The following is a 10,441-nucleotide window of genomic DNA, read 5'->3' on the forward strand; positions in this document are numbered from 1 at the left end:
CCACCGCACCACCTCCACCGCACCACCCAGGAGCACGAGTTGACACTGTGGGTCGTCATTCCGGCGTACAACGAGGCGGCGTCGATCGGCACCACCCTGGCCGCGCTCGCGGCCCAGCGGGACACGACGTTCTCGCTGGTGGTCGTCGACAACGCCTCGACCGACGAAACGGCGTCCCTCGTCAGGGACTTCGCCCGCAGCGCGCCCTTCCGCACCGAACTCGTCACCGAACCCGAGCCGGGCGCGGGGGCCGCCGCCGACACCGGTTTCCGGTACGCCGTCGCGCAGGGCGCCCGGCACCTGCTGCGCACCGACGCGGACTGCGTGCCCGCCCCCGACTGGACGGCCGTGGCCAAGGACGAGTTCCGGCGCGGCACCGAGATGGCCTGCGGCCGCAGCGTCCCGCGCCGCGACGAGCACCCGACGTTCGCCGAGGCGCACGTCCTGCCCGCGGTGACCCGGCTGACGGCGCTGTACGGCCGCTACCGCCGCGATCACCGCCATCCGCGCTACCGCACACCGTACGTGCTGTGCCACGGCCACAACCTCGCCATCACCGCCGACCTCTACCTGCGCTGCGGCGGCACCCCTCGCGTACCGCTGCACGGCCCCTCCGAGGACGTCGAACTCCTCAACCGGGCAAGGGAGCACAGCGACCGGATCGTGCGCGCCGAACGGCTCGTGGTGTTCAACAGCCTGCGGCGGCTGCGCGCGTGGGGCGCCCGCCGGACCCTGCTCTGGTACTGGGACCGCCGCTACACGCCCGCCGACCTCACGGAGGTGCACGTCCGGTGAGCCCGAAGAACACCGGCCACTCCTGGGCCGCCCACACCTGGGCCGCCCACTCCTCGGCCGGGGCGAGACGGCGCGACCGCCGGGTCTACCTGCGCGGCCACCCGCTGCTGTTCGCGCTGCTCGCCGCCACCCGCGGCCGGGCGGTGCGCCGTATCGGCAACACCGTGCTGGTCCACGAGGCCGCCGCCTACCGGGAGGCGCTGACCCGGCTGCCGCTTGACCGCACGGCTGCGGGCACGACGGGCGGCGCCGCGCGCGAGGCACTGTCCTCGTCGTCCACGGGCGGCGACGGCGGGGTCCTGTTCGACCAGGACGGCGGCGCCCACCGGGCCGGCCGCCGAGACCTCGCCGCGGACCTGGGCGCGGCCGGTGTGGAGCGGCTGCGGGCCGTGTGGCGGCCGCTCCTCGACCGGGCCTCGGCCTCGCTCGGCCGCGGCGAGGAGGTGGATCTCGTCTCGCTGGCAAGGGAGTTGTCCGGTTCGGTGGTCTGCGCGCTGGTGGGTTCGGCCGCCGACCCCGTCGCCGTCGCAGACGCGGCGGCCGAGACCGCGGCCGCCTCGGTACGGGACCACCTGCCGGGCCCGCGCCGCGCAGGGAGGGCCACGGCGCTCGCCACCGCCCGGCTGCTGCGGCTGCTCGGCGCACGGGACGACCCGCTGGCGGCGATGACGGCGGTGGCGGCCGTCAACACGACGGTGGCCGCCGTACCGAGAGCGGTGGCGTGGTGCGCGGACGCGGGCCTGTGGGAGCAGGCGGCGGCCGGGGCGGCCGTCCGGCCGCTGGCCGACGAACTGCTCCGGCTCACGGCCCCTTCGCCGCTGCTCCCGCGCGTCGCGGCGGCGGACGGCACGGTCGGCGGACGCCCGGTCCGCACCGGTGACCGACTCCTGCTGATCGCCCGCCACGCGGCGGGCGCCCACCTGCGCCGGCCGGCCCCCGACCTGGCCCACCTGGTCTTCGGCGCCGGTCCGCACACCTGCCCGGGCGCCCGACTGGCCCGTGTCCAGCTCGCGGACGTGCTGGCCTGCCTGGCCCCGTACCGCCCGGTGGTCGTCCGTGCCCGCGCGGACCGGCGGGCGGCGCTGCCGGGGTGGCGGTCGCTGACCGTCCGGGCCACCGCGGCACCGGCCGTACGGGCGGCCACGGCTCCGGCCGTACGGGACGGACAGTGCCTGGCGGTCGCGTACGGCTCACCGACCGGGCTGCCCGGCCCGGGACTACCGCCGCACGACCCCGCACGGGGCGGGGAGACCACGGGTGACACGGTCCCGGGCAATGGACTCGCGGACAACGCCGCCTCGGGCGGGGCACTGCCGGACGACGCCGCCCCGAGCGAAACACCTCCCTGCATCGCCGCCCCGAGCGGGGCACTCCCAGGCATCGCCACCCAGGGCGGAGCGCTCGCGGGCGATGAGCCGGGCAAGGCACCCGCCGACGCCGCGCTCTCCAGCGACGGAGCCGCGGCCGACGAGGTCCCCCACGGAGCGCTCCCGCACGAAACCACGCCGGGTCGCGCACTCCCAGGCACCGCCGCCCCGGGCGGGGCAGCCGAGGGCGGCGCACTCCGGGGCGGGGAGGTCCCTTCCGGGCGCACCCTCGCCCACTCGCCCGCGCCCGCCACCGGCGAGAGTTCCCGTTCCGGCCGGTGCCCCCTGTCCGCGCCCGCGCGCCGAGACGACGACCACGACCGCGACCGGAACCACGCCCACGACCGGGACCACGACCGGGAGGCGGGCTCATGACGCCGCGCCGCCCGCGTATCGCCGTCACCGGCGCGAGCGGATTCTGCGGCGGGCATGTCGCCCGGGCCGCTGCCGCCGCCGGGGCGCACGTCGTCTGCCTGGGCCGCAGGCCGGGCCCGCTCGGGGAGCACCGCTTCTGGGACGCCGCCCGCGAACGCCCCGACCTGTCCGGCACCGACCTGGTCGTGCACTGCGCGGCGGCCGTCGGCGACCCGGCGCCGGGATCACCGGCCGAGGCGGACATGCGCGCGGTGAACGTCGACGGCACCTCCCGCCTCCTCGACGCAGCCCGCGGCAGGCCCGTCGTGTGGGTGAGCAGCGCCAGCGTCTACGACCCGCGCCGCGACCGGCGCCTGGTCACCGAGGACCACCCGCGCGGCGGCCACCTGAACGCGTACGGCCGCACGAAGGCGGCGGGCGAGGACCTCGCGCTCTCGGCGGGGGCGGTCGTCCTGCGCCCCCGCGCGGTCTACGGCCCCGGGGACACCCAGCTCCTGCCCCGCCTCGCCTCCCGGGTCCGCGCGGGCACGCTGCTGCTGCCGGGGCCCGACGTACGGCTCAGCCTCACGGCGGTGGAGAACCTGGCCGACGCGTGCCTCGCGGCGGCCGGCTGGCCGCCGGGCGCGTACAACATCGCGGACGCCGTCCCTTACGACCGCGACGCCGCCGTGCGCCGTGTCCTGGCCGCCCACGGCATCCGGGCCCGCGTCCGCCACCTCCCCGTCCCGCTCGCCCGCGCCGCCGCCCGCGCCGCCGAGTCGCTGGCCTCCCTCACCGGCGCCGAACCTGCCCTCAGCCGCTACGCCGTCGACCAGCTCGCCCGCACCGTGGTCCTGGACACCACCCGCGCGACGACCCTCGGCTGGTCCCCGCGCCGGACCCTGGACGACTACCTCGCCGAGGTCTCCACCCGTACGCCGGGCCCGCGTACGAGCCGCCGCCCGTGACCCCGGCGCCCCCGCCGCGTTCGACAGCACGGGTGCGCGAAAGGGGCGGCGGAAATGACGGGCACGAACAACGGCGGTGGCGAACCGAAGTCCTCCGACAGTCTCAAGGCGTTCGGGGAGGTCCTGAAGGCGTTCCGCAAACGGGCGGGCCTCACGCAGGAGGAGTTGGCCCCGCTGGTGCAGTACGCGCCGGGGACGGTCGCCTCCATCGAACAGGGCAGACGCTTCCCGACCCGGGACTTCGTGGAACGGGCGGAGGAGGTGCTCGACGCCTTCGGCGCCCTGCGGGGCGCGGCCCGGCACATCTCGCGGGAGCCGGGGCTGGCGAGCTGGTTCCGGCAGTGGGCGCAGCTGGAGGCGGAGGCGATCACGCTCTACACGTACGAATGCCGCCTCGTCCCCGGCCTGTTGCAGACGGAGGCCTACGCGCGGACGCTGTTCACGCATCAGCTCCCGCCGCTGGTCGACCAGCAGATCGAGGCCCAGTGGGAGGCGCGCGCGGAACGGCAGCGGCTGCTCAGGGAACGACCGAACACGGCGTACGGCTTCATCCTGGAGGAGCACCTGTTCCTGCGCGGTACGGGCGGGCCGGGGGTCACCCGCGAACTCCTCGACCACGTACTGGAGATCGCCGGGCAGCGGAACGTCGAGATCCAGGTGATGCCGCTCGTGCGGGAGAGCCACGCGGGGCTCCACGGACCCATGCAGTTACTGGAGACCGAGGAGAACCGCTGGTTCGCGTACAACGAGGCTCCGGAGAGCGGTCTGTTCATCTCCGACTCCAAAGTGATCAGCACGCTACAGATGCGGTATGCCAGGATGCGCTCACAAGCTCTCACTCTCGATGACTCAGTGAGCCTGCTGCAGCGGATGCGAGGAGCCCTATGAGCACCCCGGAATTGGCCTGGTTCAAGAGCAGCTACAGCAGCAGCGGCAGCGGCGACTGCGTCGAAGTCGCCCTCTCCTGGCACAAGTCGAGCCACAGCAGCGGCGACGGCGACGACTGCGTCGAGGTCGCCGCCTGCCCCGCCGCCGTCCACGTCCGGGACTCCAAGGACCGGCAGGGCCCGCAGCTCGATCTCTCCCCCGCCGCCTGGGCCGGCTTCCTCCCGTACGCGGCCCGGACGGCCTGACCACGGCCGCACCACCCGTGGCCAGTCACCCCGCCACGGGGCCGGCCTGCGGCGGTATCGCGTCCAGGAGCAGCAGCGGTGCCGCCGCGGACAGCACGTCCTCCGGGGTGCGGCCCGCGCCCGCCGTGTAGCGGTCGGGGCGTACCAGCACCACGGGCGGCGCCGTCTGCGCTCCGGGCAGCTCAGCCCACTCCTCCTCGGACAGGAACACGACCGGGAAGCCCGCCCACCCGGGGTGCCAGGCGCCCGGCCACGCCTCGGCGGGCAGTCCCCGGACGACCCAGGTGTGGCGGAGGGGGTCCAGCCGCTGGTGCAGCCGTTCGCCGCCGCGCAGCGGAGGGTTGGGCATCCGGCGGCCGGGCGCGAAGAGCGCGTCACGCGCATGTTCCGCCGACGAGCCGTCCCGGTAGGCGATGTCGAGCATGCCGACGCCGCGTCCGAGCCTGGCCTGCACGGGGCGGCGGCCGAGGAGCGTGGGCGCGACGGTGCCGAAGAGGGCTCGCGTCATGCCCGTACGGGTGGTGAGGGCGCTGGTCGCGCGGGCGGTGCCGCGTACCATCGCCCGTGCCACCGGCCGCCGTTCGGCCTCGTAGCTGTCGAGCAGCGCCTCGGCCCGGTGCGGGTCGGCGTGCCGGGCGGCGGCGAGCTTCCACATCAGGTTGTGGGCGTCCTGCACGCCCGTGTTGAGGCCCTGGCCCCCGACCGGGCTGTGGATGTGCGCGGCGTCTCCGGCGAGGAAGACGCGTCCGCGGCGGTAGTGGTCCGCGAGGCCGTGGCTCAGCGCGAACTGCGATTCCCAGGTCACGTCGTGGCTTCCGAACTCGACCCCGGAGCGCTCTCGGATCAACTGGTCGAGGAAGGACGCGTCCACGGTGACGCGTTCGTCGTCACGGGCCTTCGGAACGTGCGCGATGACGCGCCAGCGACGCGGTTCCGGCATCGGGACGATCAGCAGCAGCCCCTGCGGACCGAGGAAGACGTGCCCCTCGTCCTCGGGGAGGTCCGCGGTGGTCAGGACGTCCGCCAGGACGAAGGTCGCCCCGGTGTCCGTGCGGTCGAGGCGCAGCCCGGCCGCGTCCCGGACCCGGCTGCGGCCGCCGTCGCAGCCGATCACCCACCGTGCCCGTACGCTCTCGCGCCGCCCGTCCGTGCGGGTCAGCGCGGCCAGGACGGAACCGCCCTCGTCCTGGAGGTCGTCGAGCGACAGGCCCCACTCGACCCGGCCTCCCGCCGCGGCCAGGTGTGATTCGAGGATGTGCTCGGTGGCGTACTGGGGGATCGACAGCCAGTAGGGGTAGGCGGTGTCGCCCCATGGGAGGCCGAGCAGGTCGATGCGGACCGGGCGGCGGTGCCGGGTGTTCACGTTGAGTGCGGCGAACCGGGTGCCCTCGGCGAGGACCCGGTCGGCCACGCCCATGGTCTCGAAGACCTCCAGTGTGCGGGCGTGGGCGACCAGGGCCTTGGAGAAGGTGGAGCGGCCGGGTTTGCCGTCGATGATCCGCGCCGTGAGGCCGTGGCGTGCGGCCTCGGCGGCGGCGGTCAGACCGGTGGGTCCGGCGCCCACGATCAGGACGTCGACGTCGCCCGGCTGCCCCGCGCTCCCGGCCGGAACCGGCGCGGTGCCGGGCGTCTCGTGGCCGCGGGGCGCGGGGATCCGTTGCAGGGACATGGGACTCAACTCCTCGTCGGGGTGATGGCCGGAGCGATCCGGGCTCTGCCTTCACCCTAAAGAAATGAGACATCCATGTCTAGTTTTTCCGAGACACTCATGTCCAACTTTGCGTCCGGGCGGCCCGCGGCGGTGTCAAACGCCGACGGGTAGCCCGACGGTGCGCGATCCGCGCGATCAGGCCTTCCAGGCGGCTTCCGCTCCGCTGTGGCCGATCCGTACGGTCTGGACCCCGGTACCGACGGCGCCGACCAGGGCGATGAGCACCGCCACCACCAGCACCGCCCGCGGCCGGGCGGAGGCGGGCCGCCCGGCGGCATCCCCCGCACGGGCCGCACGGCGCTGCATCCAGTAGAGGACGGCGGCCCCCACCGCGAGTGCGGCGACCCAGGGCAGCAGGCCCTCGCCCATCTCGGCGTGCCGCTCGACGAGGGACGTCTCCTTGACCCGCTCCTCGAGCTTCTCGCCGGACTGGGTGGACACGGGGACGAGGACCAGGGTGGCGATGCTCAGCGCCAGAGGCAGCGGGCCCGCCCACATCCGGAACCGGGGCCACAGCGCGGCGACCGCGACGGCCAGGGCGGCGCCGAGGCCGACGACCACCGTGAAATGGACGACGAGGGGATGGACGGGAAGGCCTGAGACGGTATCGAACACAAGAACTCCAAGGGCTTTGTGAGGTGGGGGGTGCATCCCGCCCGCCCGGCCGGGATGCACCGGGCGGGAGCGTGCGGAAGCGTGCGGAAGCGTGCGGAAGCGTGCGGCCATGACCGGATGGAGCGACCACGCCCTGCGGCAGAACAGAACCGGGCCGGGGACAACAGCCGGCCGTCGTGACGGACGGTCGACTTCCGCAACGGACAACACCGACGGCACGGTAACGAAGCGTGACACCACTGTCCACGTTCGGGCGGACGGATCGTGCGCCACCGCGCACCGGCCTCCATCCGGCCGTCAGCCCTTCGCCACCACGCCCTGGGTCAGCGTGCCGAAGACCACGTCGGCGACCGAGTGCCCGTCGCAGTCCGTCGCCGGGGCGGTCCGCACGCCGGCAACGAGGAGCGCGGCCATGGCTGTCACCACCCATGCCGGTGAGACGTCCGCCCGGATACGGCCGGCCTCCTGACCTCGCCTCACCGCCTCCGCCAGAGGCGCGAACACCTCGGCGCGCTCGCCGAGGAACGAGGGATCCTGATCGGCGCCCTCCGCCAGCAGCGCCCGGAAGCGCACGCCGGTGGGCGCCAGCGCGTCGACGGCCCGGCGCAGCGCCTCCAGGGCGTCACCCTCGGCGAGCCGCGCACCGGAGATCGCCTCCGCCGCCCGTTCGAGCGCCTCGGCGCGCATGGCCTCGAGGAGCTTCTGGCGGGTGCTGAAGTGCCTGTAGAGGGTGGCGCGGGTGAGACCGGCGGCCTCCGCCACCTGTGCCATCGACGCGCCCGGGTTCTGCGCCAGGGCCTCGGCTGCCGCGTTCAGCAGGGTCCTGCGGTTGCGCTCGGCGTCGCTCCGCGACGCGCCTGGGGTATCGGTGGCCGGCACGGCTCCTTCCTAGCAGCAGTGATCGGCCGCAGGCAAAGCCCGGCGCCGAACCGCACGGCGAGGGTTCCGGCCCGCCGTCCTCCGTCGTAACGGCTCCTCTCCTTCGCCGACCCGTCGCGGCGATCAGTACCCGCCGCTCCCGCCGATCAGCGGCGCCACGGTCCTGACCGGGGAGTCTCAGCCCGGTGACGGACCGCGGGTGCCGGCGCGGGGAAGCCGTCGTGCCACCAGGAGTCCGGCCAGGGCCAGCACGGCCATGCCGAGGGCCGCCACGGTGAGGGCCTGCCCCCTGGCCCGGGCGTTGATCCGTACGAGTTCGTCGGCCGCGGCGCCCGTGACGCCCCGCGACGCCAGCTTCGCGCGGACGGCCTCATCGGTGACCGCCGTGATCTGGACCTGATGCTCGACGGTCCGCGTGACGAGCTGCTTCTGACCGGCGGACAGGACGGCGCTCTCGTCCGCCCCGGCCTCGAACGCGAGGACCAGCGCCGTGGTCATGAACGCACCGGCGAGCGCGGTTCCGAAGGAGCCTCCGAGGTATCCGGCGGTGCGGGAGAGTCCCGTCACGTCGCTGACCTCCTCCGGCCGGGGCGCCGACTGGATGAGGTCGGTCACCGTCGTGGCCATGCCCCGGCCGAGCCCGATGAGGAGCAGACCCGGCGCCAGCGCCAGGCCCATGGCCGTCACCTCCCGCTCACCCGGATCGAACAGGAGGGCGATCGCGACGCAGCCGGCGGCCATGAAGAGGAACGCCCCCATCTGGGCGCCGCGATGGGTCATCCGCCCGCGTCCGACGAGCCGGGCCGCCGCCGAGGCCGCGACCATCAGGCCCAGGGCCACCGGGAACAGCGTGATTCCGCTCCGCAGCGCGTCGAACCCGAGGGTCGTCTGCAGGAAGACCGGTACCAGGAACAGAGCTCCGGTCGGCACCAGGAACTGCATCACCTGGGTCTCGGTCCCGACCCGGACCGTGCGGTTGCGCAGCACCGACATCCGCACCAGCGGATCCCTGCCGCACCTGACGAGGTGGCGCTCCCATACCGCGAACACGGCCAGAACCACCAGCCCGATGCCCGCTAGCAGGATCGCCGGTGACAGCTGGCCGCGGCGGAGCAGCGTGAGGCCGAAAACCTCGAAGTCCTGCCGGGCCCTGAGCATGCCGTACCGCCCGGCCAGCAGGGTCGCCACGACGAGCAGCCCGAATCCGGTGGCGGACAGCACCGCGCCCAGGACGTCGAAGGGCTGGACGGGGGTGCGTGCCGGGGATCGCTCCGGTTCGGCCGTACGCCGCATGAGCAGCACCACGGCCAGCGTGATCACGGCCTCCATGAGGAAGGACACGCGCCAGCTCAGGTAGTTTGTGATCAGGCCGCCCACGACGGGAGCGGCCGTCGCCCCGACTCCTCCGATCATGCCCAGCGTGGACAGCACCTTCGTACGGGTGGCGCCGGTGAATGCCGCGGTGAGCATCGAGACCGTCGCCGGAAGCATCAGCGCCACGCCGGTCCCCTGGAGCAGGGACCAGCCGACCAGCATGAACGGCAGGGTCGGGCCGAGGGTGCTGATCAGTGCCCCCAGGACGAAGACCTCGCCGCCGAGGATGAAGATCCGCCGGTGCCCGTGGCGCGCACCGAGTTTGCTTCCGGTGATAAGAAGTGCGGCGATCACCAGCGCGTACAGCGAGATCGCCGACTGTACGCCGGTCAGCGAGGTGTCCAGGTCACGGACGAGCGCCGACAGCGCCACGTTCATGGCGGTCGAGGTGTAGTTCGTCGCGAGGTTCTCGACAGCCAGGAGGATGAACAGCGTCCTGGCGGCCGGTGGCACTCCTCTCCCGGCGGGTCCGCCGAGCCGCCACGTTCTTCCCCGCCGTTCCACGGTCCCGTCCCGCCATCCGGTCGTTCCCCAGGGGCGGCGCCGCCTCCGGGGTCGGCGTCCACCGCCGTCTCCCTCCCGGTACAGGGTGCACGCCCGCACATCCCTGCCCGGCGGGACGCGCCGCCGCGCACGGGCGGCCGCCGGTCCGGGTGCCACCTGGGGTGGTGCGGTCCCGGCGCGGCGGGTTGCCGTGGGGCCGTCGCGGCGGGGCGGGTTGCAGGGGTGACCGTACGGGGCCGGTTCCGGCTGAGCCGTCTTGTGCGGGGTGCGGGTACGGGGCCGCCCGTGGGCCGCCACGACGGCCCCACGGCAACCCATACAGCGCGGGTCGGCGAGGGCAGGCCTGAGCCGGCCCGTTCCGGCGAAGCTGGCTCATCAACACCGCGAAATCCGCGAACACCGCGAACACTACAGAAGCATCACCAACTGGTCTCGCGGACCGAGGCCTTCGCCTGCGGCTCGGACGTCGCGGTGATCACCGACTCGTGGCGGTCGCCGGAGAAGGTCACGCTCAGTTCGGTGGCCCGGGTCTGGGAGGTGCGGACCGTGAAGCCGCGGGTGGGCACCGCCGAGACCAGGCACACCCCGTTGTCGCCGAAGTAGAAGGATGCCTGACCGCCGGTCGAGTTGACGGTGTGCACTCCGGCGCCGCCCTGGCAGTCGTCGAATTCCGGTGCCTTCGAGGCCGACCCGGCGTTCGCGGGGCTCCCGCCCGTGCCGCCCGCTCCGTCCGTCGTGGCC

The 10,441-nt window shown here is 74.3% G+C and carries 10 protein-coding genes; 5 read left to right on the forward strand and 5 right to left on the reverse strand.

All coding sequences use genetic code 11. The features are described from left to right. The 5 genes from GUY61_RS28655 to GUY61_RS28675 form a co-directional block, all read left to right on the forward strand. Nucleotides 1-795 (forward strand): glycosyltransferase family 2 protein (locus GUY61_RS28655; protein ID WP_313896917.1); only part of this gene is annotated, 795 nt, incomplete at its 5' end. Then, entirely contained in the window at nt 792-2,537 is a 1,746-nt protein-coding gene (locus tag GUY61_RS39325) for a hypothetical protein (RefSeq protein WP_208106579.1), read from the forward strand. The genes GUY61_RS28655 and GUY61_RS39325, both read left to right, overlap by 4 nt. Next, complete coding sequence (locus tag GUY61_RS28665; RefSeq protein ID WP_166633164.1) at nt 2,534-3,484, forward strand: NAD(P)-dependent oxidoreductase; 951 nt, start codon at nt 2,534-2,536, stop codon at nt 3,482-3,484. The genes GUY61_RS39325 and GUY61_RS28665 overlap by 4 nt, the downstream gene beginning before the upstream one ends. A gap of 54 nt (nt 3,485-3,538) precedes the next feature. After that, nucleotides 3,539-4,372, forward strand: coding sequence for a helix-turn-helix transcriptional regulator (locus GUY61_RS28670; RefSeq protein WP_166633165.1), 834 nt, complete (start codon nt 3,539-3,541; stop codon nt 4,370-4,372). After that, on the forward strand, nt 4,369-4,617 hold the full coding sequence (locus GUY61_RS28675) for a DUF397 domain-containing protein (RefSeq protein WP_166633166.1): 249 nt from the start codon (nt 4,369-4,371) through the stop codon (nt 4,615-4,617). Before GUY61_RS28670 ends, GUY61_RS28675 begins: the two co-directional genes overlap by 4 nt. A gap of 25 nt (nt 4,618-4,642) precedes the next feature. Here the strand turns inward: GUY61_RS28675 and GUY61_RS28680 are convergent, their stop codons facing one another. From GUY61_RS28680 to GUY61_RS28700, 5 genes are all read right to left on the reverse strand, one after another. Next, nucleotides 4,643-6,286 carry an FAD-dependent monooxygenase gene (locus tag GUY61_RS28680; protein ID WP_166633167.1) on the reverse strand — a complete coding sequence of 548 codons (1,644 nt, stop codon included), beginning with the start codon at nt 6,284-6,286 and terminating at the stop codon, nt 4,643-4,645. A 177-nt stretch (nt 6,287-6,463) separates the two neighbouring features. Further along, nucleotides 6,464-6,943, reverse strand: coding sequence for a DUF2231 domain-containing protein (locus GUY61_RS28685; protein ID WP_243766817.1), 480 nt, complete (start codon nt 6,941-6,943; stop codon nt 6,464-6,466). 297 nt (nt 6,944-7,240) lie between these two features. Next, the gene (locus GUY61_RS28690; RefSeq protein ID WP_166633169.1) at nt 7,241-7,822 is read right to left on the reverse strand and encodes a TetR/AcrR family transcriptional regulator; all 582 of its coding nucleotides are present in this window, start codon (nt 7,820-7,822) and stop codon (nt 7,241-7,243) included. Nucleotides 7,823-7,999: 177 nt separating this feature from the next. After that, nucleotides 8,000-9,649 carry an MFS transporter gene (locus GUY61_RS28695; protein WP_166633170.1) on the reverse strand — a complete coding sequence of 550 codons (1,650 nt, stop codon included), beginning with the start codon at nt 9,647-9,649 and terminating at the stop codon, nt 8,000-8,002. A 470-nt stretch (nt 9,650-10,119) separates the two neighbouring features. After that, the coding region (locus tag GUY61_RS28700; protein ID WP_208106580.1) for a hypothetical protein at nt 10,120-10,441 on the reverse strand (322 nt) is incomplete at its 5' end.

Origin of the sequence: Streptomyces sp. GC420 (assembly GCF_009916105.1) — a bacterium.
In the GTDB taxonomy this organism is placed as follows: domain Bacteria; phylum Actinomycetota; class Actinomycetes; order Streptomycetales; family Streptomycetaceae; genus Streptomyces.

What these genes read in the sequence shown, in the direction of transcription:
- GUY61_RS28670 (WP_166633165.1), top strand. Translation starts at nt 3,539, where the DNA reads ATGACGGGCACGAACAACGGCGGTGGCGAACCGAAGTCCTCCGACAGT.
- GUY61_RS28680 (WP_166633167.1), bottom strand. Translation starts at nt 6,286, where the DNA reads ATGTCCCTGCAACGGATCCCCGCGCCCCGCGGCCACGAGACGCCCGGC.
- GUY61_RS28675 (WP_166633166.1), top strand. Translation starts at nt 4,369, where the DNA reads ATGAGCACCCCGGAATTGGCCTGGTTCAAGAGCAGCTACAGCAGCAGC.
- GUY61_RS28665 (WP_166633164.1), top strand. Translation starts at nt 2,534, where the DNA reads ATGACGCCGCGCCGCCCGCGTATCGCCGTCACCGGCGCGAGCGGATTC.